The 24,408-nt window shown below is 66.4% G+C and carries 17 protein-coding genes and 1 tRNA gene; 8 read left to right on the forward strand and 10 right to left on the reverse strand.

From position 1 onward, the window contains the following. Positions 1-627, reverse strand: a 627-nt coding sequence (locus F3J15_RS30355; RefSeq protein ID WP_345891968.1) for a biotin/lipoyl-containing protein, incomplete at its 3' end; no start/stop codon positions are given. A gap of 68 nt (positions 628-695) precedes the next feature. Continuing rightward, positions 696-3,392, reverse strand: coding sequence for a pyruvate dehydrogenase (acetyl-transferring), homodimeric type (gene aceE / locus F3J15_RS30360; protein ID WP_089484254.1), 2,697 nt, complete (start codon positions 3,390-3,392; stop codon positions 696-698). A gap of 273 nt (positions 3,393-3,665) precedes the next feature. On the opposite strand from aceE, the gene fixL reads away from it, so the two are divergent. The 4 genes from fixL (at position 3,666) to F3J15_RS30380 (ending at position 10,242) form a co-directional block, all read left to right on the forward strand. Beyond that, a complete protein-coding gene (fixL, locus tag F3J15_RS30365) occupies positions 3,666-6,182 on the forward strand; it encodes an oxygen sensor histidine kinase FixL (RefSeq protein WP_089445949.1) in 2,517 nt (838 codons plus the stop codon). Then, positions 6,179-6,817 (forward strand): oxygen response regulator transcription factor FixJ, encoded by a 639-nt coding sequence (gene fixJ / locus F3J15_RS30370; RefSeq protein WP_006493245.1) that lies wholly within the window; start codon positions 6,179-6,181, stop codon positions 6,815-6,817. Before fixL ends, fixJ begins: the two co-directional genes overlap by 4 nt. 239 nt (positions 6,818-7,056) lie before the next feature. Continuing rightward, on the forward strand, positions 7,057-7,917 hold the full coding sequence (gene folD / locus F3J15_RS30375) for a bifunctional methylenetetrahydrofolate dehydrogenase/methenyltetrahydrofolate cyclohydrolase FolD (protein ID WP_089445950.1): 861 nt from the start codon (positions 7,057-7,059) through the stop codon (positions 7,915-7,917). Between the two features lie 237 nt (positions 7,918-8,154). After that, complete coding sequence (locus F3J15_RS30380) at positions 8,155-10,242, forward strand: M3 family metallopeptidase (RefSeq protein ID WP_166895869.1); 2,088 nt, start codon at positions 8,155-8,157, stop codon at positions 10,240-10,242. A 60-nt stretch (positions 10,243-10,302) separates the two neighbouring features. On the opposite strand, the gene dinB is transcribed toward F3J15_RS30380, so the two are convergent. Continuing rightward, a complete protein-coding gene (gene dinB / locus F3J15_RS30385; RefSeq protein ID WP_166895871.1) occupies positions 10,303-11,466 on the reverse strand; it encodes a DNA polymerase IV in 1,164 nt (387 codons plus the stop codon). Positions 11,467-11,658: 192 nt separating this feature from the next. On the opposite strand from dinB, the gene F3J15_RS30390 reads away from it, so the two are divergent. Together F3J15_RS30390 and F3J15_RS30395 are read left to right on the forward strand one after the other, a co-directional pair. Continuing rightward, positions 11,659-12,351 (forward strand): aspartate/glutamate racemase family protein, encoded by a 693-nt coding sequence (locus F3J15_RS30390; protein ID WP_166895873.1) that lies wholly within the window; start codon positions 11,659-11,661, stop codon positions 12,349-12,351. A gap of 252 nt (positions 12,352-12,603) precedes the next feature. Next, positions 12,604-14,037, forward strand: coding sequence for a PoNe immunity protein domain-containing protein (locus F3J15_RS30395; protein WP_240159042.1), 1,434 nt, complete (start codon positions 12,604-12,606; stop codon positions 14,035-14,037). A 154-nt stretch (positions 14,038-14,191) separates the two neighbouring features. On the opposite strand, the gene F3J15_RS30400 is transcribed toward F3J15_RS30395, so the two are convergent. Beyond that, a tRNA-Met gene (locus F3J15_RS30400) sits at positions 14,192-14,268 on the reverse strand. A gap of 182 nt (positions 14,269-14,450) precedes the next feature. Here F3J15_RS30400 and xth point away from each other — a divergent pair. After that, entirely contained in the window at positions 14,451-15,227 is a 777-nt protein-coding gene (gene xth, locus F3J15_RS30405; protein ID WP_166895875.1) for an exodeoxyribonuclease III, read from the forward strand. 23 nt (positions 15,228-15,250) lie between these two features. Here the strand turns inward: xth and F3J15_RS30410 are convergent, their stop codons facing one another. The 4 genes from F3J15_RS30410 to glnA all read right to left on the reverse strand — a co-directional run bounded on the left by F3J15_RS30410 (position 15,251) and on the right by glnA (position 21,737). After that, positions 15,251-17,365 (reverse strand): prolyl oligopeptidase family serine peptidase, encoded by a 2,115-nt coding sequence (locus F3J15_RS30410; protein ID WP_166895877.1) that lies wholly within the window; start codon positions 17,363-17,365, stop codon positions 15,251-15,253. A gap of 89 nt (positions 17,366-17,454) precedes the next feature. Continuing rightward, positions 17,455-18,972, reverse strand: a complete 1,518-nt coding sequence (gene ntrC, locus F3J15_RS30415) for a nitrogen regulation protein NR(I) (protein WP_089445956.1) — start codon at positions 18,970-18,972, stop codon at positions 17,455-17,457. Positions 18,973-19,018: 46 nt separating this feature from the next. Next, positions 19,019-20,161, reverse strand: a complete 1,143-nt coding sequence (gene glnL / locus F3J15_RS30420) for a nitrogen regulation protein NR(II) (protein ID WP_069248373.1) — start codon at positions 20,159-20,161, stop codon at positions 19,019-19,021. A gap of 160 nt (positions 20,162-20,321) precedes the next feature. Then, a complete protein-coding gene (glnA, locus tag F3J15_RS30425) occupies positions 20,322-21,737 on the reverse strand; it encodes a type I glutamate--ammonia ligase (RefSeq protein WP_039364811.1) in 1,416 nt (471 codons plus the stop codon). A 405-nt stretch (positions 21,738-22,142) separates the two neighbouring features. Here glnA and F3J15_RS30430 point away from each other — a divergent pair, with 405 nt between their 5' ends. After that, entirely contained in the window at positions 22,143-22,607 is a 465-nt protein-coding gene (locus tag F3J15_RS30430) for a rhodanese-like domain-containing protein (RefSeq protein ID WP_069248374.1), read from the forward strand. 115 nt (positions 22,608-22,722) lie between these two features. On the opposite strand, the gene F3J15_RS30435 is transcribed toward F3J15_RS30430, so the two are convergent. Next, the gene (locus F3J15_RS30435) at positions 22,723-23,538 is read right to left on the reverse strand and encodes a molybdopterin-binding protein (protein WP_069248375.1); all 816 of its coding nucleotides are present in this window, start codon (positions 23,536-23,538) and stop codon (positions 22,723-22,725) included. Continuing rightward, complete coding sequence (locus F3J15_RS30440) at positions 23,535-24,362, reverse strand: EI24 domain-containing protein (RefSeq protein ID WP_166895879.1); 828 nt, start codon at positions 24,360-24,362, stop codon at positions 23,535-23,537. Before F3J15_RS30440 ends, F3J15_RS30435 begins: the two co-directional genes overlap by 4 nt. Positions 24,363-24,408: the final 46 nt, after the last annotated feature.

Below are 24,408 nucleotides of genomic sequence, written 5' to 3' on the forward strand. Positions count from 1 at the left end.
AGCAGCGGCCGGAGCCGGTGCGCTCGCCTGCGGTGCGGCGGCGGCTGCGCCGGCGGCTTCGAGCAGCACGATCAGCGTGCCTTCCGACACCGAATCGCCCACCTTGACCTTGATGTCCTTCACGACGCCGGCAGCCGGGCTCGGCACGTCCATCGTTGCCTTGTCCGATTCGAGCGTGACGAGCGACTGCTCCTTCTCGACGGTATCGCCAACCTTCACGCCGATCTCGATCACCGGCACATCCTTGTAGTCGCCGATGTCGGGGACCTTCACTTCGAGCGTACCGCCGGCTGCTGCCGGGGCGGCCGCCGGTGCTGCAGCAGCGGGCGCTGCCGCCGGAGCCGGAGCAGCAGCGGGCGCGGCCGCGCCGTTCGCCTGCGCCGCGGCACCGCCTTCGAGCAGGATGATCAACGAGCCTTCCGACACGGAATCACCCACCTTGACCTTGATTTCCTTCACGACGCCGCCGACCGGGCTCGGCACGTCCATCGTTGCCTTGTCCGATTCGAGCGTGACGAGCGACTGCTCCGGTTCGACGGTATCGCCGACCTTCACGCCGATCTCGATCACCGGCACGTCCTTGTAATCGCCGATATCCGGCACCTTCACTTCGATCGCTTGACTCATCTGTTTCTGTCTCCATGGCCGCGCACGCCTCTCGCGGAGGCGGCGCGCGGCATCACACGGCGTGTGCGTTAAACGGTCATCGGGTTGGGCTTCGACGGATCGAGGTTGTACTTGGCGATCGCGTCCGCGACCACCTTGCGCTCGATCGTGCCCTCGTCGGCCAGCGCGTTGAGCGCGGCGACGGTGACCCAGTGACGGTCGACTTCGAAGAAGTGACGCAGCTTCTCGCGGGTATCCGAGCGGCCGAAGCCGTCCGTGCCCAGCACGACGAAGCGGCGATCGATCTGGCCGCGGATCTGGTCGACCAGCGCGCGGACGTAGTCGGTCGACGCGATGACCGGGCCCTGCGTGTCCTTCAGGCACTTCTGCACGTGCGACAGGCGACGCTCTTCGGTCGGATGGAGCAGGTTCCAGCGTTCGACCTGGTGGCCTTCACGCGCCAGCTCGGTGAAGCTCGGCACGCTCCACAGGTCGGCGGCGACGCCCCAGTCGTTCTTCAGCAGGTCGGCGGCGGCGATCACTTCGTTGAAGATCGTGCCCGCGCCGAGCAGTTGGACGCGCGGCGCATTCTTGTCGGCGTCGGCCTTCTTGAACGCGTACATGCCCTTGATGATGTCGGCCGCCACGTGCTCGCCCTGCGGAATCGCCGGGTGCTCGTAGTTCTCGTTCATCACCGTGATGTAGTAGTACACGTCTTCCTGGTCCGCCACCATCCGGCGCAGGCCGTCCTGGACGATCACGGCGAGCTCGTAGCCGAAGGTCGGGTCGTAGCTCACGCAGTTCGGCACCGATGCCGCCCACAGGAGCGAGTGACCGTCTTCGTGCTGCAGGCCTTCGCCGTTCAGCGTCGTGCGGCCCGCAGTACCGCCGAGCAGGAAGCCGCGCGAACGCATGTCGCCCGCGGCCCATGCCAGGTCGCCGATCCGCTGGAAGCCGAACATCGAGTAGAAGATGTAGAACGGCACCATGATCTCGCCGTGCGTCGAGTACGACGTCGCCGCAGCGATCCAGTCGCACATGCCGCCCGCTTCGTTGATGCCTTCCTGCAGGATCTGGCCGGTCTGCGATTCCTTGTAGAACATCAGCTGGTCGGAATCTTCCGGCACGTACTTCTGGCCTTCCTGGTTCCAGATACCGATCTGGCGGAACAGGCCTTCCATGCCGAACGTACGCGATTCGTCCGGGACGATCGGCACGACGCGCTTGCCGAGCGCCTTGTCCTTCAGCAGGATGTTCAGGATCCGCACGAACGCCATCGTCGTCGAGATCTCGCGGCCTTCGCCCGTGCCCTTCAGCAGCGGCTCGAACGCGTCGAGCGCCGGCACCGGCAGCGACGTCGCCTTCTCGCGGCGGTGCGGCAGGTAGCCGCCGAGGTCCATGCGCTGCTTGCGCATGTATTCGAGTTCCTTCGAACCTTCCTCGAACTTCAGGTACGGCACGTCGGCGATCTGCTCGTCGGTGATCGGCAAGCGGAACTGGTCACGGAACTTCTTCAGTTGCTCGACCGGCAGCTTCTTCTGCTGGTGCGTGATGTTCATCGCCTGGCCCGACTCGCCCATCCCGTAGCCCTTGATGGTCTTCGCGAGGATGACGGTCGGCGCGCCCTTCGTGTTCGTGGCTTCGTGGAATGCCGCGTAGATCTTGTGCGGATCGTGGCCGCCGCGGTTCAGCGCCCAGATGTCGTCGTCCGACCAGTCGGCGACGAGCGCCTTCAGCTCAGGCGTGTTGAAGAAGTGCTCGCGCACGAACGCGCCGGATTCCGACTTGTACGTCTGGTACTCGCCGTCGACGACTTCCATCATGCGGCGCATCAGCGCGCCCGACTTGTCGCGCGCGAACAGCGCATCCCAGCGGCTGCCCCAGATGACCTTGATCACGTTCCAGCCGGCACCGCGGAACTCCGATTCGAGTTCCTGGATGATCTTGCCGTTACCGCGCACCGGGCCGTCGAGACGCTGCAGGTTGCAGTTGATCACGAACACGAGGTTGTCGAGCTTCTCGCGGCTCGCCATCCCGATCGCGCCGAGCGATTCCGGCTCGTCCGTCTCGCCGTCGCCGAGGAATGCCCACACCTTGCGGCCTTCGGTCTTCGTGATGCCGCGCGCTTCCAGGTACTTCATGAAGCGGGCCTGGTAGATCGCCATGATCGGGCCGAGACCCATCGACACGGTCGGGAACTGCCAGAAGTCCGGCATCAGCCACGGGTGCGGGTACGACGAAATGCCGTTGCCGTCGACTTCCTGGCGGAAGTTGTCGAGCTGCTCTTCCTTCAGGCGGCCGAGCAGGAACGCGCGCGAGTAGACGCCCGGCGACGAGTGGCCCTGCACGAACACGAGATCGCCGCCATGCTGGTCGGACGCTGCGTGCCAGAAGTGGTTGTAGCCGACGTCATAGAGCGTTGCGGCCGACGCGAACGACGCGATGTGGCCGCCGACGTTCGTGTCCTTGCCTGCGCGCAGCACCATCGCCAGCGCGTTCCAGCGCGTGTACGAACGGATGCGGTGCTCGAGGTCCTGGTCACCCGGAATCTTCGCCTGGGCTTCGACCGGAATCGTGTTGATGTACGGGGTATTCGCGGAAAACGGCAGGTGTTCGCCGTGCATGCGGGCGAATTCGATCTGCTTTTCGATCAGGTAGTGCGCGCGGCCAGTGCCCACGGAGGAGATCACGCCGTCGAGCGACTCGAGCCATTCAACGGTTTCCTGCGGGTCGTCGTCATGTTCGGCGGCGACATATTTCATCACTTCGTTCGGTACAGCGGACATTCTCGTCTCCTGGGTCCTGGAATGTGAGGATCGCTCTCGTGCAGACGACGCGACGCGACCGGCTGCGGGCAAGCTCCGACGGATTGTAATGAGCGTGCGCGGGCCTGCGCAACAAAATTTTCGAATCGTGAGATCTTTTCTCGCAATATGAAATATTGCTGCGCTGCACCCATATTTCGGGGCTCTCCGGCGAGTCGAGGCTGAACAAATCCGTTTCCGTTCAACATATCCGGTATAGGTTTTCCATGTATTGCGCTGCGCTACAATCCTGCCATGTTGACCGATCGGCTTTTCGCACGCTCGGCGCGACCGTCGGGCCCGCCGGCGGAGTCGCAGCCGTCCCGTTGGCACCACGGACCGTGGTGGTCCAATTCCTATTTGCTGACGCCCCTGCTGTCGATCCTGGTGTTCCTGGTGGTGATGAGCCTCATCCTGTGGAGCCTCAATCGCCGCGAACAGCAGCAGCAGGAAGACACCCTCTTCCGTAACGTCGCGTGGGCGCAGCAGCAGATCCGCCTGTCGATGACGGGCGCGCAGGAACAACTCCAGGCGCTGTCGCGCGATCTCGCCTCCGGCCGCCTCGACCAGAACGCGTTCCAGATGGCGGTCGCGGACGTGATGCAAACGCATCCGGAAATCCTCTACCTGAACTGGTACACGTCGCCCGGCGTGCAGCGCTGGCCGACCGTGCATCCGCCGCTGCTCGGCCAGCGGCTCGCGAAGCCCGGCGAAGCGCAGATGCAGGACGCCGTGCGCGGTGCGTACGACGAGGCGCGCAGCACGCGCCGCCAGGCGTATTCGCCGCTGATCTACGACGACTTCGGCAACGGCTTCATCACGCTGCAGACACCCGTGATGCGCGGCGACCGCGAGTACCTCGGCTCGATCGCCGCGGTGTTCTCGGTCGAAGGCATCCTGAAGCACGACATCCCGCAGGAGTTGTCGTCGAAGTACAAGATCTCGATCACCGACGCGAACAACCGCGAGCTGTCGTCCACGTCGACGCGCCCGCGCCTGCCGCGCGACTCGCACTACGACCTGCCGCTCGATCCGCCCGGCCAGGGGCTGACCGTGCGCGTGTACGCATTCCCGCAGCTCACGAACCTGACCAACAACACGCTCGTATGGCTCGTCGCAGGCCTGTCGTGCTTTGTGCTGTGGAGCCTCTGGAGCCTGTGGAAACACACGCGCCAGCGCTTCGAGGCGCAGCAGGCGCTGTACGCGGAAGCGTTCTTCCGCCGCGCGATGGAGAACTCGGTGCTGATCGGCATGCGCGTGCTCGACATGCACGGCCGCATCACGCACGTGAACCCCGCGTTCTGCCGGATGACGGGCTGGGACGAAACCGATCTCGTCGGCAAGGTCGCGCCGTTCCCGTACTGGCCGCGCGACGCGTACCCGGAAATGCAGCGCCAGCTCGACATGACGCTGCGCGGCAAGGCGCCGAGCTCGGGCTTCGAGCTGCGCGTGCGGCGCAAGAACGGCACGCTGTTCCATGCGCGCCTGTACGTGTCGCCGCTGATCGACAGCTCGGGCCGCCAGACCGGCTGGATGTCGTCGATGACCGACATCACCGAGCCGAAACGTGCGCGCGAGGAACTCGCGGCCGCGCACGAGCGCTTCACGACGGTGCTCGAAAGCCTCGACGCCGCGGTGTCGGTGCTGGCCGCCGACGAAGCCGAGCTGCTGTTCGCGAACCGCTACTACCGCCACCTGTTCGGCATTCGTCCGGACGGCCATCTCGAGCTGTCGGGCGGCGGCTTCGACCGCGCGCAGGCATCGTCCGACTCGATCGACATGGTCGACGCGTTCGCGGGCCTGCCGGCCGCCGCGCTGACGAGCAGCACCGCCGATGCGCAGGAGGTGTACGTCGAGAGCATCCAGAAGTGGTTCGAGGTACGCCGGCAGTACATCCAGTGGGTGGACGGCCACCTCGCGCAGATGCAGATCGCGACCGACATCACGACCCGCAAGAAGGCACAGGAACTCGCGCACCAGCAGGAAGAGAAGCTGCAGTTCACGAGCCGATTGATGACGATGGGTGAAATGGCGTCGTCGATTGCTCACGAATTGAACCAGCCGCTCGCCGCGATCAACAACTACTGCTCGGGCACGCTCGCGCTCGTGAAGAGCGGCCGCGGCACGCCGGAGACGCTGCAGCCCGCGCTGGAAAAGACCGCGCAGCAGGCGCTGCGCGCGGGGATGATCGTCAAGCGGATCCGCGAATTCGTGAAGCGCAGCGAGCCGAAGCGCCAGCCGGCGCGGGTCGCGGACATCGTCGCCGACGCGGTCGGGCTCGCCGAAATCGAGGCCAGGAAGCGCAGGATCCGGATCGTCACGGAAATCCTCGCAAGAATGCCTATTATTTATGTCGACCCCGTGCTGATCGAGCAGGTGCTCGTGAACCTGATGAAGAACGCGGCCGAGGCAATGGCCGACGTGAAGCCGGCGTCGGTGGACGGCGTGATCCGCGTCGTCGCCGACATCGACGCGGGCTTCGTCGACATCCGCGTGATCGACCAGGGCCCGGGCGTCGACGAAGCGAGCGCCGAGCGCCTGTTTGAACCGTTTTACAGCACCAAGTCCGACGGCATGGGCATGGGGCTGAATATCTGCCGTTCGATCATCGAATCGCATCGGGGGCGTCTGTGGGTGGTCAACAACGTCGAGCCGGATGGCCGCATATCCGGCGCAACGTTCCACTGCAGCCTGCCCATTGGGGAACCCGCTGATCTCGGCCAAGGGGGGCGCGAGGCATCGGCATCACATACCGTTACGGGAGAACTATGAATAGCCCTGTCACCACCACTCAGGAAACCGTCTTTGTCGTCGACGACGACGAGGCCGTACGGGACTCGCTGCGCTGGCTGCTGGAGGCGAACGGCTATCGCGTGCAATGCTTCTCGAGCGCCGAGCAGTTCCTCGATGCCTACCAGCCTGCCCAGCAGGCCGGCCAGATCGCGTGCCTGATCCTCGACGTCCGGATGTCGGGCATGAGCGGCCTCGAACTGCAGGAGCGCCTGATTGCCGACAATGCCGCGCTGCCGATCATCTTCGTCACGGGTCACGGCGACGTGCCGATGGCCGTCTCGACGATGAAAAAGGGTGCGATGGACTTTATCGAGAAACCGTTCGACGAAGCGGAGCTGCGCAAGCTCGTCGAGCGGATGCTCGACAAGGCCCGAAGCGAAAGCAAGAGCGTCCAGGAACAGCGTGCCGCGAGCGAACGCCTGTCGAAGCTGACCGCGCGCGAGCAGCAGGTGCTCGAACGGATCATCGCAGGCCGTCTGAACAAGCAGATCGCCGACGATCTCGGCATCAGCATCAAGACGGTCGAAGCGCACCGCGCGAACATCATGGAAAAGCTCAACGTCAACACGGTGGCCGACCTGCTGCGCCTCGCGCTGTCGAAGAAGCAGGCCTGAGCGAGCGCCGGGCCGCGGCAGCGCTGTCCGCCCGGCCCGCAGCCAGTCCTGGCCGCCCCGCGCGATGCGGCCCACTCGCGCGGCGGCGGCCTTTCTCCCGGCGCGTGAGCGCCGCGGCCATGACGCTTCCTGCTTATTCGTTGTCGGACGGCGGCAGGCGAACGGTATAATCGCGTGCTTTGCTGCGACGCTTCGGGCGCCGCACGACCGCATTCCAACTTCCCGGCAGGACCACCACCATGACAGCCCTCCTCATCGACGGCAACGCCCTTTCGAAGACCCTGCGCGCACAGGCCGCCGAACGCGCCGCCGCCCTGACCGCACGCGGCCACCAGCCCGGTCTCGCGGTGATCCTCGTCGGCGCCAACCCGGCGAGCGAAGTCTACGTGCGCAACAAGATCAAGGCGTGCGAGGACAACGGCTTCTTTTCGCTGAAGGATGCGTACCCGGACACGCTGTCGGAAGCCGACCTGCTCGCGCGCATCGACGCGCTGAACCGCGATCCGAAGATCCACGGCATCCTCGTGCAACTGCCGCTGCCCAAGCACATCGACAGCCACAAGGTGCTCGAGGCGATCGCGCCGGAGAAAGACGTCGACGGCTTCCACGTCGCGAACGCCGGCGCGCTGATGACCGGCAAGCCGCTGTTCCGCCCGTGCACGCCGTACGGCGTGATGAAGATGTTCGAGGCGCACGACATCCCGCTGCAGGGCGCGAACGCGGTCGTGATCGGTCGCTCGAACATCGTCGGCAAGCCGATGGCGATGATGCTGCTCGACGCCGGCGCGACCGTGACGATCTGCCACAGCAAGACGCGCGACCTCGCCGCGCACACGCGGCAGGCCGACATCGTGGTCGCCGCGGTCGGCAAGCGCAACATCCTGACCGCCGACATGGTGAAGCCCGGCGCGACGGTGATCGACGTCGGCATGAACCGCGACGACGCCGGCAAGCTGTGCGGCGACGTCGACTTCGCCGGTGTGAAGGAAGTGGCCGGCCACATCACGCCGGTGCCGGGTGGTGTCGGCCCGATGACCATCACGATGCTGCTGATCAACACGATCGAAGCCGCCGAGCGCGCCGCCGACGCGGCCGCCTGAGCGCCTGCCCCATTTAGCCGGCGCGCGGTTCCGCGCGCCGGCGCCTCACCGGCCGCATCCTGTCGGCCGCGCCACCCGACGCTTCTCCCCCATTCGACCCCGCACCAATCGCGTCGTTAGAAACTAACGATTGGAAAGCGCGCGATGCGCCCCAATAATGTCGATATCGGGCGCCGCGTTGCCTTGCGCGCCCTACCCTTTTCACTCCGGTTCATCCGGCAACAGACAGGGAGTCTTATGTCCGCCAGCGCCAACACCAACCCGCTGCTCGATTTCTCGGGCCTGCCCCGCTTCGGCGAGATCCGCCCGGAACACGTGACGCCCGCGCTCGACACGCTGCTCGATGACGCCAACCGTGCGGTCGAGACGGCAAGCGCAGCCGCGACGCCGGCAACCTGGGCTGCAGTCGTCGAGACGGTCGAGCGCGCGACGGAGCCGCTCGGTCGCGCGTGGGGCATCGTCGGCCACCTGAACGCGGTCGCCGATACGCCCGAACTGCGGGCCGCCTATGGCGAGAACCTGCCGCGCGTGACCGAATTCTGGTCGAGCGTCGGCCAGAACCTCGCGCTGTACGAGAAGTACAAGGCGATCGCCGCAAGCGCCGAATACGCAACGCTGTCCACCGAACGCAAGAAGATCCTCGACAACGCGCTGCGCGATTTCCGCCTGTCGGGCGCCGAGCTGCCCGAAGACCAGAAGCCGCGCTTCGCCGAACTGCAGGAACAGCAGGCCGCGCTGTCGAAGGCATTCTCCGATCACGTGCTCGACGCGACCAACGCGTACGCGTATTTCGTGCAGGACGAGGCCGATCTGGCCGGCCTGCCCGGCGACGCGATCGAGGCCGCCCGCGAAGCCGCGCAAAAGGATGCCAAGGAAGGCTGGAAATTCACGCTGCATTTCCCGTCGTACTTCCCGGTGCTGCAATACGCCGACAACCGCACACTGCGCGAGACGCTCTACCGCGCCTATGCGACGCGCGCATCGGAACTCGGGCCGCAGTACGGCGACGGCAAGGCCGAATGGGACAACACGGCAATCGTCGCCGATGCGCTGAAGCTGCGCCGCGAAGAGGCGCTGATGCTCGGCTTCCGCAACTTCGCCGAAGTGTCGCTCGCGCCGAAGATGGCCGAATCGCCGCAGCAGGTGATCGCGTTCCTCGAGGATCTCGCGACACGCGCGCGCCCGCACGCGGACAAGGACTGGGACGAGCTGCGCACGTTCGCCGCGAAGGAACTCGGCCTCGCCGAACTCGCGCCGTGGGACGTCGCATTCGCGGCCGAAAAGCTGCGCCAGCAGCGCTACGCGTTCTCGGAAAACGAGGTCAAGCAGTACTTCCCGGAGCCGGCCGCGCTGAAGGGCCTGTTCACCGTCACCGAGACGCTGTTCGGCGTGCAGATCAAGCCGGACGACGCGCCGGTGTGGCACAAGGACGTGCGTTTCTTCCGCGTCGAGAACCGCGACGGCTCGCTCGTCGCGCAGTTCTATCTCGACCTGTACGCACGCGAAGGCAAGCGCGGCGGCGCATGGATGGACGACGCGCGTTCGCGCGCGAAGCGCGGCAGCTCCGTGCAGACGCCGGTCGCGTATCTCACCTGCAACTTCTCGGCGCCGGTCGGCGGCAAGCCCGCGTGCTTCACGCACGACGAAGTCATCACGCTGTTCCATGAATTCGGCCACGGGCTGCACCACATGCTCACGCGGGTCGACGAGCTCGGCGTGTCGGGCATCAACGGCGTCGAATGGGATGCCGTCGAGCTGCCGTCGCAGTTCATGGAAAACTTCTGCTGGGAATGGGACGTGCTGTCGTCGATGTCGTCGCACGTCGACACGGGCGCCACGCTGCCGCGCGAGCTGTTCGACAAGATGATCGCGGCGAAGAACTTCCAGAGCGGGCTCGGCACGCTGCGCCAGATCGTGTTCTCGATGTTCGACATGCTGCTGCACGTCGACTTCGACCCGGCGGGCGCCACCGGCGTGACCGAATTCGCGCGCGAGATCAACGAGCGCTATCACGTGATCCCGCAGGCCCCCTTCTCGCGCTGGCCAAACACGTTCAGCCACATCTTCGCGGGCGGTTACGCGGCCGGCTATTACAGCTACAAGTGGGCCGAGGTGCTGTCGGCCGACGCGTATGCGGCGTTCGAGGAAGCGGCTGCCGCAAGCGGCAGCGTGCTCGATGCGGCGACCGGCACGCGCTATCGCCGCGAAATCCTCGAGGTCGGCGGCAGCCGCCCGGCGATGGATTCGTTCAAGGCATTCCGCGGCCGCGAGCCGCAGATCGATGCACTGCTGCGCCACAACGGGATGGCCGCGCCCGCGCACTAAGCGCGCCGCCTGGCCCTTTCTGCTGCATGGAAACAAAGCACCGCTTCGGCGGTGCTTTTTTCATGGTGCCGGCGACGCGTCGTCGAACAGCGAGAACTGTCCGTGGCGCTCGGCGGTATCTTCGTCGATGCGCACGCCGACGCCGAGCAGCCGCACCGCCTGTGCACGCCGTTGCAGCCCCTTCGCGAGCAGCGTGACGGCCGTGTCCGCATTCGTCGCATCGGCCACGCACTCGACCGTCGTGCGCTGGAAATCGGCGAAGCGGATCTTCACGTACAGCTTGCGAATCGACCGCGCGGCGCCCGCCCGTTCGATCCGCGCGTCGAGCTGCACGACGAGGCGGCGGATTTCGTCCGCGCACTGCTCGAGCGTCGTCAGGTCGGTCACGTAGGTCGTCTCGACGCTGACCGACTTGCGCTCCTGGTCGGCTTGCACGCGCCGCTCGTCGATTCCGCGCGACAGTTCGTACAACCGCCGCCCGAACGCGCCGAATTCGCGGTGCAGGTCGATCAGCGGCCAGTCGCGCAACTGCGCGCAGGTCTGGATGCCGAGCCGGTCGAGCCGCGTGGCCGTCACCTTGCCGACGCCATGCAGCTTGCGCACCGGCAGCGCCGCGACGAACGCGTCGATCTCGTTCGGCCGCACGACGAACAGCCCGTCAGGCTTGTTCCAGTCGGACGCGATCTTCGCGATGAACTTGTTCGGCGCGACGCCGGCCGACACGGTGACGCCGACCGTGTCGAACACGCGCTGGCGGATCTCGCGCGCAATCAGCGTGGCACTGCCCTGGCACCGCTCCGACCCGCTGACGTCGAGGTACGCCTCGTCGAGCGACAGCGGCTCGACGTCCGGCGTGTAGTCGCGATAGATCGCCATGATCTGCCGCGACGCCGCGCGGTACTTGTCCATCGCGGACGGCAGGATCAGCAGGTCCGGACACTTGCGCATCGCCAGCGCCGACGACATTGCCGAATGCACGCCGTAGCGCCGCGCCTCGTAGTTGCAGGTCGCGATCACGCCGCGCTGGTCGGGCCGGCCGCCGACGGCGAGCGGCCGGTTGCGCAGCGACGGGTCGTCGCGCATCTCGACCGACGCGTAGAAGCAGTCGCAGTCGCAATGAATGATCTTGCGCATGCGCGGCGGCGCGTCGCCGGGCGGCGACGCGTGCGGATCGGCAGGCGGGATGGTGGTCGGGTTCACGGTGTCGATACTGTACAAAAACACAGTGCCGGTTTCAACCGCCGCGTACGCCCGGGGCCGGCCGTCCGCACCGGCCGTCCGCAACCGGCCGTCCGCAACCGGCCGTCCGCAACCAACTGCGCCGTACCGGCCCGGTTTGCGCGGATCGTACCGGCCGGGCACGCGCAGCGGCACCTATACTCGTCTGCCGCGATACACGAAACGCAAAGGTGACGGATGAAGACGATCGGACTGATCGGCGGCATGAGCTGGGAATCGTCGGCAGAGTACTACCGGATGATCAACCGGCACTCGAAGGCATTGCACGGCGGACACCACAACGCGAAGAGCGTGCTGGTCACGGTGGATTTCGCGGAGATCGAAGCGCTGCAGCGCACGCACGACTGGGCGGCGCTCGGCGAACGGATGGCCGACGCCGCGCGGCAACTCGAAGCGGCCGGCGCCGATCTCGTCGTCCTGACGACGAATACGATGCATCGCGTGCACGACGCGATCGAAGCCGCGGTGACGGTGCCGTTCCTGCACATCGCCGATCCGACCGGCAACGCATTGCGCGACGCGGGCGTCGAGCGCGTCGCGCTGCTCGGCACGCGCTACACGATGGAGTTGCCGTTCTACGCGGAGCGGCTGCGCGAGAAGTTCGGGCTCGACGTGCTGGTGCCAGACGAACGCGGGCGCGACGACGTGCACCGGATCATCTACGACGAGCTGTGCCACGGCATCGTCTCGCCGGAATCTCGCGCGACCTATGTATCGATCATCGACGAACTGGCCGCGCGCGGTGCGCAGGCCGTGATCCTCGGCTGCACGGAAATCACGCTGCTGATCGGTGCGGACGACTCGCCGCTGCCGGTATTCGATACGACCGCGCTGCATGCGAAGGCGGCCGTCGAGTGGGCGGCGCGCTGACACGCACGCGGCACCTGCCACCGATACGGCGGCTTCACTGAAATCCGCGGCCAGCCGCATACACCGATCGATCCGCTCCCGACCAGCCGGCGGACGAACCTCGACGCATGCGGCCAAGCGTTCGCAACGCGTCGCGCCGAACAGCTTGTTAGGATATCGACCTCGACCCTACCTCACCCGATCAGGACGATTCGCCGCATGGGAAATCGCGCATGGCTGTACCTTCGGAGCAACTCGGGCAACGGCGCTCGCATGACCCAGGTCGCCGAGGCCAACAACCACTTCCCGACCCTGTGGCGCATCCTGCTGGCCAACGGTACCCGAGGCGCGGCGATCGCCGATCAGCGCGTATTCGGCGATGCGGGCACCGACAACCTGACCAGCGATGCCGACGCCGCCGTGGCGCGGCTGGGTACGCTCTCCACCTTCCTTGGACAGCATGCGCGGCGCGGCGAGACACCGTGGCTGGCACGTCAGCTCGACGGCGCAGCCCGGTACCTCGGCGAGCAGGCGGCGCGCCTGACGGAAAACGGCGAGCCTGCGGGCTTTTCGGCCAATCTCGACGAGTTGTCGTGGCTGTCCGACGATGACGACTTCATCGCAACCACCCGCGAATCCTGCCACGCGACCTGGATGCAGATCCAGGCGTGCATCGCAGCCAACGACGCGCGAGGCGTACGGCATCTGCTCGGGATCAACGGGCCGGGTGACTGGGTCTGGGGATTCGGCTTCGGCGGCTTGTCTCACGCGTACTTCTCGCGACAGCAGCCGCCTCGCGACACGACCTACGACGATTTCGTCGCGTCGGGCAGATTGTTGGCCGACGACCTGCGCTGCGACGCCAGCGGCTCCGACGCGTTTCGTGCGAAGCGGCGCCAGCGATTCCTGAGCGAGGACTATTTCGACTGGCTGCAGCCGTATCTGGACGAGCGCGTCGCGTACTGGTCGGAAAACATCTCGCCGGTGGGCAGCACCGAAAACGAACAGAAGGCGCTGACCGCACGCCATCTCGTGTCCGGTTACTACCCGCGCTTCCTGCTCATGTACACGAGCGGCATGGACCTGACGCTGCTGCGCGATGCGCTCGAACCGGTGATCGCCGCGTACGAGCGCTGCACCGACGCGTGCCGCGCGCACGAGGAAAACGATCGCCAGCCGCCACTCTGGTTCGACAGCATCGAAGACTACGAGACCGTGATGCAACTGATCGGTTTCTGTTACCTGCTGCATCGCCGCGACCTGCTGCCGCGCATCGTCGCGATGTTCGATCCCGCCTATCGCGCCCGCGATACGCTGTACGAAGACCTGCTCGCGTACGAACTCGAAGGCCGCGCCGATGTCGACCAGTGGTATCACGACGTCCCGTATCGTCCGCTCGTCTTCAGCTTTTACCGCGACACGAAGGCGGAATCTATCGACGACATTGCCACCTATCTCGACACCTGGTATCCGGCGATGCACGACGCAACGTGGCACGACGGGCATCTCGACGTCGGTGTGAAGGGTAAAGGCAGAAAGATCTATTTCGGCTATTGGGCCGTCGAAGCGGCCGCGGCAGCCTATCTGCTGGCGCTCGACGACAGCAGCCTGCGCGATCGGCTGGTATATCCGAAGGATTTGGTCGACTTCGCACGCAGCCGCGATACCGATACGCAACCGGACACGGCGCCCGACGGCACGCGCTGATCGGAAAGGGCCCGGCAGATCTGCACGGGCCTGCGCATGCGGCGCATGCCGCATCGCGTTTCGGCGCCGGAAAACAAAAAACCCGGCACGAAGCCGGGTTTTTCGTAGACGAAGTGCGCATCGGTCACTTGCGCTGCACATCGCCTGGTGTGCTTGGTTGCGGGGGTAGGATTTGAACCTACGACCTTCGGGTTATGAGCCCGACGAGCTGCCAGACTGCTCCACCCCGCGTCAGAGAAATAAATTATAGGGTGAGGGAGTACTCACGTCAACACTTTTGTCACAATTTCTTCTCGGTTCATCGAAACGGCCGCGCGCGGCGCCTCTCCCGCCGCGCATGATGCGCGCGTTCGCGCGGCGTGCTCGCGGTAAGATGGCGGCCTTCGCATTTACCCCGCACGCACACTCCGTTCATGAAAATCGCCACCTGGAACGTCAACTCGCTCAACGTCCGCAAGCAGCATGTGCTCGACTGGCTCGCGCACAGCGGAACCGACGTGCTGTGCCTGCAGGAACTGAAGCTGCCGGACGAGAAGTATCCGCGCGCCGATCTCGAGGCCATCGGCTACCGCAGCTGGTTCACGGGCCAGAGGACCTACAACGGCGTCGCGATCCTCGTGCGCGACACGCTCGCCGTCGACGAATCGGACGTCGTGCGCAACATCCCCGGCTTCGACGATCCGCAGCAGCGCGTGATCGCCGTGACGGTCGAAGGCGTGCGCATCGTGTCCGCCTATTTCCCGAACGGCCAGGCGCCCGACTCCGACAAGTTCGTCTACAAGATGCAGTGGCTCGACGCACTGCATGCGTGGCTGAGCGCCGAGATGCAGCGCTACCCGAAGCTCGCGCTGCTCGGCGACTACAACATCGCGCCGGAAGACCGCGACGTGCACGACCCGGCGAAATGGGAAGGCCAGAACCTCGTGTCGCCGCAGGAGCGCGCCCACTTCGCGCAACTGATCGAGCTGGGTTTCGTCGACGCGTTCCGCCGCTTCGAACAGCCGGAGAAGACCTTCACGTGGTGGGACTACCGGATGATGGCGTTCCGCCGCAACGCGGGGCTGCGCATCGACCACGTGCTGCTATCGCCGGCGCTCGCGGCAACCTGCACGTCGTGCGAAGTCGATCGCGCGCCGCGCACGTGGGAACAGCCGTCCGACCACACGCCCGTCGTCGCGGTCGTCGGCTGATGTCCCGGGCAGCCCGCGCGCGTTCAGCGCCGCGCGGGCGCCGGCCCGAGATGGGCCCACAGGAATCCGAATTCGGCCGCATCGGCCTCCGCGCGTTCCAGATCGTCGGCGTTGCCGTGGCCGCCGTCGGTGTTCTCCCAGTACCACACCCGTTCGTGACCGAGCGCCTGCATGCGCGCGGCCATCTTGCGTGCGTGCGCCGGATGCACGCGGTCGTCGCGCGTCGACGTCGTCAGCAGTAGCGGCGGATACGTGACGCCTTCGCGCACGCGGTGATACGGCGAATATGCGGCCAGCGCCGCCCCTTCGTGCGGATCGTCCGGATCGCCGTACTCGTCGAGCCAAGCGGCGCCCGCGTGCAGCTTCGGATAACGCTGCATGTCGAGCAGCGGCACGCGGCAGAGCACCGCGCCGAACAGCGCCGGCCGCTGCACCATGCACGCGGCGACCAGCAGCCCGCCGTTGCTCCCCCCCTCGATGCCGAGCTGCGCGGTGGTCGTCACGCCGGTCGCGGCCAGATCCTCGGCTACCGCGATGAAATCGTCGAAGGAGCGCTGGCGGTGTTCGCGCTGCGCATCGACGTGCCAGCGCGGCCCGAACTCGCCGCCGCCGCGGATGTGCGCGAACGCCATCACGCCGCCGCGCTCGAGCCAGCCGATACCGAACGCATCGCTGTAGCCCGGCAGGTTCGGAATCGCAAAGCCGCCATAGCCCGACAGCAGGCACGGCCGCGCGACACGCGCGGCGCCGTCGGCCACGTCGAGCGCATCGCGCGGCCCGATCAGCGTGTACGGCACCATCGTGCCGTCTTGCGAACGCGCGCTCGCGCGGCGCACGACGAGCCCGGCCGCGTCGAACTGCACCGGCGGCCGGTCGAGCAGCACGCGGCGCGACGGCGCATCGTCCGCGCGATCCGCAAGATCGGCCAGCCAGCATTCGGGCGGATCGAGATACGTGTCGACGTCCACGTAAATCTCGTCGTTCAGCGTCGACTCGACGGGCTCGACGTCGATTTGCGCATCGCCCGGCCCCGGCCACTCGAACGGCTGCGCGTCCCACGTCCACGTACCGTCGTCGGCCTGGCTCGGCTGCCACAGCATCGTGCGATTGTGCACGTCGTCGAGCCAGCTCGCGATCAGCGTCGTGCGCGTGTGCGTCCACGTGCATGCGGACGTCGACGGTTGCGGCGCGAACAGCGTCGTGAGTTCGCGCGACCCGGCCAGAAACGCCTGCTCGCGGATCGCGAGCAGCGAGCCGCCCGCATGGCGCACGCCGTCGCAATCCCAGTCGAGGCGCGGCTCCAGCATGAGCCAGCCTTCCCAGAATCCGACCTCGACGTGGGTCGGTACGTCGTAGCGCACCCACTCGCCCGTCTCCGTCAAGCGGTACGCATGTGCGTCGAAGAAATCGACGCTGCGCCACGCGACGTGACGGTTGTCGATCGGATCGTATCCCGCACCCGCGCTGATGTCGTCGGGTTCGCCGCGGAAGACGACGGGCGCATCGGCGAGCGCGGTGCCACGCACCCAGCGCCGCGCTTCATACGGATAGCCGGCCGCGGTTGCGTGCGCTTCGCCGCGATCCCAGCTCACGTAGACGGTATCGCGATCGATCCAGCCGACCGTGTGATGTCCCGGCTCGTCGATCGTGAAGCCGCCGTCGACGAAACGGCGTTCGACGAGATCGAATTCGCGCACGACGACCGCATCGGCGCCGCCCGGCGACAGCGACAGCAGCGCGCGATCGCCGTCCGGGTACAGGATCGCGTCCTGCTCGAACACCCACGACTCGCCCTCCTCCGCACCGAGCGCGTCGACGTCGAGCAGCGTTTCCCACGCCGGTTTTCCCGCGCGCCAGTCGTCCCAGCGCGTGCGGCGCCACAGCCCCTTCGGATGAAGATCGTCCTGCCACAGGTCGTAGGCCCAGTCGCGCCAGCGGGTCGGAATCACCGGACGTTCGCGCGGCAGGTACGCTTTGGCGAGGCGCGCCGTCAGCGCGCGATACGCGTCGTCGTCACGCAGCGCGGCGCGCGTGCGCGCATTCTGCTCGTCGACCCACGTGCGGGCGCGCTTGCTGTCGAGCGCTTCGAGGAAACGGAACGGGTCGGCCCCGGCGGGCCAGCGGAAGGAATCGGACATTGAGGATCGGCGGAATGGCAAACGGCGTGCAAACCGCGATTATGTCCGATCGCGGCATGCGCGACGCCCGCGCATGCCGCAAATCGTGCTCAGGGCTCCAGATGGAGTTCCTGGATCTTGCGCGTGATCGTGTTGCGGCCGATGCCGAGCCGCTCCGCGGCCTCGACCTTGCGGCCGCGCGTGAAGTCGAGCGCCTCACGGATCACGGCCGCCTCGAAGCGGCGTGCGAGTTCGTCCATCACGTCGGCCGAGTTCTCGCGCAACAGCCGTGCGACCTCGGTACGCAAGCCATGCTCCCAGACCGGATAGCCAGCCGGCGCACCGCCGTTCGGCGCCGCCCCGACGGGCGCGGACGCCCCCGCTGCGACACCGATCGCCGGTTGCGCGAGCGCCGTCTCGCCACCGCTGCCGCGCGCATCCGCACCGTCGCCCGTCGCGACCACCGGCGCACCGGCCGGCACGAGGTCGGGCGGCAGGTCCTTGATCTCGACCGTCTGCGCGGGCGCCATCACGGTCAGCCAGTTCGCGAGGTTCTCGAGCTGGCGCACGTTGCCGGGAAACGCCAGCGACGTGAGATAAGCCAGCGCTTCGTCGGACACGCGCTTCGGCTCGACACCGAGATCGCGCGCGCTCTTCTGCAGGAAGTGGCGCGTGAGCAGCGCGATGTCCTCGCTGCGTTCGCGCAGCGGCGGCAGGCGCAGCCGGATCACGTTGAGCCGGTGGTAAAGGTCCTCGCGGAACAACCCCTGCCGCACGCGCGATTCGAGATTCTGGTGCGTCGCGGCGATCACGCGCACGTTCGCGCGCAGCGGGTTGTGGCCGCCGACCCGATAGAACTGCCCGTCCGACAGCACGCGCAACAGGCGCGTCTGCAGGTCGAACGGCATGTCGCCGATTTCGTCGAGGAACAGCGTGCCGTTCTCGGCCTGCTCGAAGCGGCCCTGCCGCGTCGTCTGCGCGCCGGTGAACGCGCCGCGCTCATGGCCGAACAGCTCGGATTCGAGCAGGTCCTTCGGAATCGCCGCGGTGTTCAGCGCGATGAACGGCCCGTTCGCACGCGGGCTGTGACGGTGCAGCGCACGCGCGACGAGCTCCTTGCCGGTGCCCGATTCGCCGGTGATCAGCACGGTCGCGGCCGAGTGCGACAGGCGGCCGATCGCGCGGAACATGTCCTGCATCGCGGGCGCCTGGCCGAGCATCTCGGGCGCCTCGGCCACGCGCTCGTCCTGCGGCGCGCCGCCGCGCAGGCTTTCTTCCACCGCGCGGCGGATCAGTTCGACCGCCTTGTCGACGTCGAACGGCTTCGCGAGATATTCGAACGCGCCGCCCTGGAACGCCGCGACGGCGCTGTCGAGATCGGAGAACGCCGTCATGATGATGACGGGCAGGCCCGGCAGGCGCTCGTGCATCGCCTGCAGCAACTCGAGGCCCGAGCCGCCCGGCATCCGGATGTCGGATACGAGCACCTGCGGGGTCTCGTGGTCGAGCGCGGCCAGCGCGTCACGCACGTTCGCGAAGCTCTTCGTCGCGAAGCTGTCCCGGGCGAGCGCCTTTTCGAGCACCCAGCGGATCGATTGGTCGTCGTCTACTATCCAGATCGGCTTCATAGGTCGGTCAGATATTGGTGAATCTGGTGAATCGCCATGCTGCCGCTCAATGGTCGAGCGGCAGCAGGATCTGAAATTCGGTACGTCCGGGCCGGCTTTCGACCTCGATCATCCCGTCGTGTTGCTGCACGAACGTCTGCGCGAGCGTGAGGCCGAGGCCGCTGCCGTCATCGCGCCCGGACACGAGCGGGTAGAAGATCCGGTCGCGGATTTCCTCCGGAATGCCGGGCCCGTTGTCGATCACGTGCAAGTCCAGTGCCAGCCGGTACAGGCGCTTCGCGATCGTCACCTTGCGCGCGATGCGCGTGCGCAGCTCGATCTTCGCGTCGCCCTGCGCGATGCGTTCGCGCAGCGCCTGCGCGGCGTTGCGCACGATGTTGAGCAGCGCCTGGATCAGTTGCTCCTTGTCGCCGCGCAGGTCCGGCACGCTCACGTCGTAGTCGCGCTCGATCGTGAGCCCGCGCGGGAATTCCGCGAGCATCACCGCGCGCACGCGTTCGCATACTTCATGAATGTTCACGTCGCCGACGATGTGCGGGTGCCGGTGCGGCTCCAGCAACCGGTCGACGAGCGTCTGCAGGCGGTCGGACTCCTTGATGATCACCTGCGTGTATTCGCGCAACTCGCCACGCTCGCGCTCGCCGAGCTCGAATTCGAGCAACTGGGCTGCGCCGCGAATGCCGCCGAGCGGATTCTTGATCTCGTGCGCGAGGTTGCGGATCAACTGCTTGTTGACCGCGGTCAGGTCGTGGATGCGCTCCTCGCGATCGGTGCGCGACTGCCGCTCGTTCTCGAACAGCTCGACGAGCACGAAATCGGGCGCGGTCTCGAGAAAGCCGACGATCGCGTGCACATGCAGCGGTTCGCGGCCGGGCCGGTCGAGCACGGTATCGAGGTGCGTCGCGTGAAAGCGTTCCTCGCCGATCGCGGTGATCGTCGATGCCAGCTCGTTCGCATTCGGAAAAATCTCGCCCCACGGCCGCTGCGCGAGCTGCCGGCGCGAAATGTCGAGCATCGCCTCGGCAGACGGATTCGCGAACGCGATCCGCAGCGTCTTGCGGTCGAGCACGATCACGACCGTCGGCAGCGCTTCCAGCCCCGCCAGCAGGCCCGAGCGTGCGAGCCGCTCGTCGTCCGTCAGTCGCTCGGGCTGCCCCGTTCTCGCCTTGATCAGATTCTTCAGAACCATCTGCGTGCTTGTCGCGCCTCAACGGGCCAGAAAAGGAAAATCACCGGAACAAAAAAGGGACGGCTGGACGCCGCCCCTTTCAGACTCCGCCGTTCCCGCCGCAGGCCGCGCGACGGGAACGAACCGGCATGACGGCGCTGAATCGAAGCGCCATCGCCGATTAGAGCGAGTAGTACATCTCGAACTCGATCGGGTGCGTCGTCATGCGGAACTTCGCCAGCTCCTGCTCCTTCAGCGCGAGGTACGCGTCGAGCATGCCGTCCGTGAACACGCCGCCACGGGTCAGGAACTCGCGATCCTTGTCGAGCGCTTCGATTGCCTGGTCGAGGCCCGCGCAGACGGTCGGGATCTTTGCATCCTCTTCCGGCGGCAGGTCGTACAGGTTCTTGTCCGCGGCTTCGCCCGGATGGATCTTGTTCTGGATCCCGTCGAGGCCTGCCATCATCAGTGCCGAGAACAACAGGTACGGGTTCGCCATCGGATCCGGGAAGCGCGTTTCGATACGGCGGCCCTTCGGGTTCGACACGTGCGGAATGCGGATCGATGCCGAACGGTTGCGTGCCGAGTAGGCGAGCTTGACCGGTGCTTCGAAGTGCGGGACCAGACGCTTGTACGAGTTCGTCGTCGGGTTCGTGATCGCGTTCAGTGCACGGGCGTGCTTGATGATGCCGCCGATGTAGAACAGCGCCAGTTCCGACAGGCCGGCATAGCCGTTGCCCGCGAACAGGTTCTGGCCGTCCTTCCAGATCGACTGGTGAACGTGCATGCCCGAACCGTTGTCGCCGACGACCGGCTTCGGCATGAAGGTTGCCGTCTTGCCGTACGAGTGCGCGACGTTATGGATGATGTACTTCGACCATTGCGTCCAGTCGGCGCGCTGGACCAGCGTCGAGAACTTCGTGCCGATTTCGTTCTGGCCCTGGCCCGCCACTTCGTGGTGGTGCACTTCGACCGGGATGCCGAGCTGTTCGAGCAGCAGGCACATTTCCGAACGCATGTCCTGGAACGTGTCGACCGGCGCGACCGGGAAGTAGCCGCCCTTCGTGCCCGGACGGTGGCCCGTGTTGCCGCCTTCGAATTCCTTGCCGGCCGACCACGGTGCTTCTTCCGAGTTGATCTTCACGAAGCAGCCCGACATGTCCGTGTTCCACTGGACCGAGTCGAAAATGAAGAATTCCGGTTCCGGACCGAAGTAGGCCGTATCGCCGATGCCCGTGCTCTTCAGGTACGCTTCCGCGCGCTTCGCGAGCGAACGCGGGTCGCGCTCGTAGCCCTTGCCGTCGGCCGGCTCGACCACGTCGCAGGTCAGCACCAGGGTCGACTCTTCATAGAACGGGTCGATGAAGGCAGCGGTCGGGTCCGGCATGAGCAGCATGTCCGACGCCTCGATGCCCTTCCAGCCGGCGATCGACGAGCCGTCGAATGCATGGCCGCTTTCGAACTTGTCTTCGTCAAACGCCGAAACCGGCACCGACACGTGCTGTTCCTTGCCGCGCGTATCCGTGAAGCGGAAATCGACAAACTTGACGTCCTCGTCCTTCACGAGCTGCATGACGTCGGCGACGGTTTTACTCATAACCTCTTCTCCTGATTGAACAATTCCGGCGGACTGGGAACCGCCTCGTTTATCGAGCTGACCGGGGTCTTGCTTTGGCGCAGCGCGCCCCGATTCGACCGAATCCTATAAAGCAGCTTCCGTGCCACCTATGCGCGAGATGGGCGCGAATCGCGCCAGCGCTCGTCGCGACGGGGCTCTGCTGCGCAATTCCGGGGCTCGGCTGCCCATCGCCTGCCAACCGAAAGCACCGCGATGGTGCAATCGTCACAGCGCGCCCCACCTTTGGAATCATCTTGGTGCATGCGCACCATTCTGCACTCTTTTGGTGAGCGCGTGTGGGGTGCGCCCACCGTACCCCACGCGGATATCCGTGCCGCGACGCCGCGCTAGAATGTTCGTTTGACCGATAGGAGACTCCCCGCCATGAGTACGCTCGACCAGCTTTACGCGAAGGCCGACGAACGCCGCGCACAAGCCTCGCTCAACTACGCCGGGGCGCTGCTGCCGGCCGAGGCCTTCGAACTGCTGCAGCTCGATCCGTCGGCGCGCCTCGTCGACGTGCGCACCCGCGCCGAACTCGACTGGATCGGCCGCCCGCTCGTCGGCGACGGTCAGTACCTGCACCTCGAATGGACGCGCTACCCGGGCGGCGTGCCGAACGCCGAATTCGTCAACGAACTGAAGGCGGCCCTCCCGGCCGATACGCCCATCCTGTTCCTGTGCCGCAGCGCCGCGCGCTCGAAGCTCGCCGCGGTCGCCTCCACGCAGGCCGGCTTCACGAAGGCGTTCGACCTGCTCGAAGGCTTCGAGGGCGCGAAGGACGCCGAAGGCCACCGCAAGACGGTCGAAGGCTGGTGCTTCCGGAAACTGCCGTGGATCGGCGCCTGACGGCACGCCGCTCCCGCCGGTTGCGACAACCCCATCGTCGAGCCGGGCGATGACATGCCGATGACGGGCCGCGTTGCGCGGCCCGTGGCTTTTGTGCGGCCGGTCGGCGCTCCGCTCAGGCGCGCGGCGTATCGGGTTCGACGACGTCGCCGCCAAGCAGGTGCACGCCTTCGCGCAGCTTCACGTATGCAGCCGCGACTGCCTCCGGCTCACCCTTCACGCCGAGGTCGATGTGACGGCGCGCATAGATCCCGCCGCGCTCCGCATCGCCAACGCTCGGCAGGCTGAACACGCGCACGCCCGGGAAGTCGCGCTCGATGCGCTCCATCAGCGGCGTGAGCGTCGATTCCGGCAGTTCGAACACGTACAGCGAGCGCTCCGCGTGCGGCGTCGCGTGATGCAGGTGCGCGTACTTCGTGTCGAGCACCCATTCGATCATCGGCCACGCCATCACCGGGAAGCCCGGCACGAAATGCAGATCGCCGACCGAGAAACCCGGAATCCGGTTGTAGCCGTTCGGGATGATCGTCGCGCCCACCGGGAACACGCCCATGTTGAAGCGGTGCTGGTTCTCCGGCGACTCGAAATCGACCGGCCTGGCCGGATCGGTATGCGTTTCGCGGATCCGTTCGGAAATCAGCACCTTCGCTTCCGGATGCAGCTCGAGCGGCACGCCGAGCGCGGCGGCCGCGCACTGGCGCGTATGGTCGTCCGGCGTCGCGCCGATCCCGCCCGTCGAGAACACGATGTCGCCCGACGCGATCGCGCGTGCGAGGGTCGCCGTGATGCGCGCCGGATCGTCGCCGACGTATTCCGCCCAGTCGAGCGTGAGGCCGCGCGCGCCGAGCAGCTCGATGACCTTCGCCAGATGCTTGTCCTGCCGGCGGCCCGAAAGGATTTCGTCGCCGATGATGATGATGCCGATGCTCATGCCTGCCCCATGTCGATTGCGGTGGCGCGCGAACTCGCGCGCAGGTCCTCCAGCGCGCGCAGGCAGTAATGCCCGAACCACAGCGCAGAGAAGACGAGGATGAAAGCGTAAACCCAGATCATGGCCGCCGCGACGAACGGGAACAGCACCATCATCCAGACCGACGATACCCACACGAAGGTCGGCACGGTGCCGAGCAGCCCGGTCGCGACGCCGATGCCGATCAGCGGCCAGCGGTGCTGCCGCACGAGCGCCCGGCGCTCGTCGCGGCTCGCGTGCAGCGCGAGCGCGTCGTAGGTCATCACGCGGTAGGTGAGCCAGCCCCAGATCACCGGCGGCAGCAGCGCGAAGAACGGCGGAATCAGCCACAGCGGGATCGTGACGACCAGCACGACGACACCGGCCAGCGCCGCCCACAGCGAATTGAACACGCTGCCGAAGAAGGTGCCGCCCCGCTTCGGCTCGAGCGACGCGAACTGCCGGTTCGCGAGGTGCTTGATCACGACCGGCATCGAAATCGTCGCGATCAGCAGCAGCACGGTCAGCACGATCAGCGGAATCGCGAGCGACACGACCACGAACGGCGCGACGACGGCATGCAGCTGCGACATGCCGATCGCGTCGAACGCGCGGTACAGCATGGCCGTCAGCACGAAGCCGTCGAGCGCGCCGCGTGCGAGGTCCAGCAGCGTCTGCCACGAGAACCACAGCACGACGCCCCACAGGACGGCCGAGACGAGAAACGGCATCAGGGTGAGCCACAGCATGCGCGGATGCAGTGCACTCGCCAATGCGCGGACGAAGGAACGCAGCAAGTCGTTCATGCGAGCCTGTATCGACGGAGAAAAACGGGGAAAGGATAAACCACGC

Origin of the sequence: Burkholderia sp. Ap-955 (genome assembly GCF_011753045.1) — a bacterium.
In the GTDB taxonomy this organism is placed as follows: Bacteria; Pseudomonadota; Gammaproteobacteria; order Burkholderiales; family Burkholderiaceae; genus Burkholderia; species Burkholderia lata_D.

Excerpts from the sequence above, each read along its gene's own strand:
- aceE (WP_089484254.1), bottom strand. The coding sequence starts at position 3,392 with ATGTCCGCTGTACCGAACGAAGTGATGAAATATGTCGCCGCCGAACAT.
- fixL (WP_089445949.1), top strand. The coding sequence starts at position 3,666 with ATGTTGACCGATCGGCTTTTCGCACGCTCGGCGCGACCGTCGGGCCCG.
- fixJ (WP_006493245.1), top strand. The coding sequence starts at position 6,179 with ATGAATAGCCCTGTCACCACCACTCAGGAAACCGTCTTTGTCGTCGAC.
- folD (WP_089445950.1), top strand. The coding sequence starts at position 7,057 with ATGACAGCCCTCCTCATCGACGGCAACGCCCTTTCGAAGACCCTGCGC.
- F3J15_RS30380 (WP_166895869.1), top strand. The coding sequence starts at position 8,155 with ATGTCCGCCAGCGCCAACACCAACCCGCTGCTCGATTTCTCGGGCCTG.
- F3J15_RS30390 (WP_166895873.1), top strand. The coding sequence starts at position 11,659 with ATGAAGACGATCGGACTGATCGGCGGCATGAGCTGGGAATCGTCGGCA.
- F3J15_RS30395 (WP_240159042.1), top strand. The coding sequence starts at position 12,604 with ATGACCCAGGTCGCCGAGGCCAACAACCACTTCCCGACCCTGTGGCGC.
- xth (WP_166895875.1), top strand. The coding sequence starts at position 14,451 with ATGAAAATCGCCACCTGGAACGTCAACTCGCTCAACGTCCGCAAGCAG.
- F3J15_RS30410 (WP_166895877.1), bottom strand. The coding sequence starts at position 17,365 with ATGTCCGATTCCTTCCGCTGGCCCGCCGGGGCCGACCCGTTCCGTTTC.
- ntrC (WP_089445956.1), bottom strand. The coding sequence starts at position 18,972 with ATGAAGCCGATCTGGATAGTAGACGACGACCAATCGATCCGCTGGGTG.
- glnL (WP_069248373.1), bottom strand. The coding sequence starts at position 20,161 with ATGGTTCTGAAGAATCTGATCAAGGCGAGAACGGGGCAGCCCGAGCGA.
- glnA (WP_039364811.1), bottom strand. The coding sequence starts at position 21,737 with ATGAGTAAAACCGTCGCCGACGTCATGCAGCTCGTGAAGGACGAGGAC.
- F3J15_RS30430 (WP_069248374.1), top strand. The coding sequence starts at position 22,143 with ATGAGTACGCTCGACCAGCTTTACGCGAAGGCCGACGAACGCCGCGCA.
- F3J15_RS30435 (WP_069248375.1), bottom strand. The coding sequence starts at position 23,538 with ATGAGCATCGGCATCATCATCATCGGCGACGAAATCCTTTCGGGCCGC.
- F3J15_RS30440 (WP_166895879.1), bottom strand. The coding sequence starts at position 24,362 with ATGAACGACTTGCTGCGTTCCTTCGTCCGCGCATTGGCGAGTGCACTG.